Genomic DNA, 554 nt, shown 5'->3' on the forward strand with positions numbered 1-554 from the left:
CGGATCCGCAGCACCGGTTGTTCCTGGAGTGCGCGTGGGAGGCGCTGGAGGACGCGGCGTACGACCCGGCGCGTTTCCCGGGCCGCATCGGCGTCTACGCCGGCCAGTCCATGAACACGTACTCGCTCTACAACATCATGCGCAACCCCGCGCTGGCGCAGGCGTTCTACCTCGACTACCTGCCCATGATGATCAGCTCCAACGACGACTTCCTGGCCACCCGGGTGGCGTACAAGCTGGACCTGCACGGCCCGGCCATGACGATCCAGACGGCGTGCTCGACGGGGTTGGTCGCGATCCACCAGGCGTGCCAGTCGCTGCTGGCGGGGGAGTGCGACATGGCCCTGGCCGGCGGCGTCGGCGTGAAGATCCCGGAGAACGTCGGCCACGTCTACCGCGAGGGCACCGGCCTCTCCCCGGACGGGCACTGCCGGGCGTTCGACCGCAACGCCAGCGGGATCGTCGGCGGCAGCGGCGTGGGTGTCGTGGTGTTGCGGCGGTTGGTCGATGCGGTGGCGGCGGGGGATGTGGTGCATGCGGTGGTGCGGGGTTCG

Annotated in this window: 1 protein-coding gene; it reads left to right on the forward strand. The window is 70.0% G+C overall.

Annotated elements, in window-relative coordinates; all coding sequences use genetic code 11:
• The coding region (locus tag ACSNOB_RS31975; protein WP_436691170.1) for a beta-ketoacyl synthase N-terminal-like domain-containing protein at positions 1 to 554 on the forward strand (554 nt) is incomplete at both ends.

This window comes from Micromonospora sp. URMC 106 (genome assembly GCF_051386395.1).
In the GTDB taxonomy this organism is placed as follows: Bacteria; Actinomycetota; Actinomycetes; order Mycobacteriales; family Micromonosporaceae; genus Micromonospora.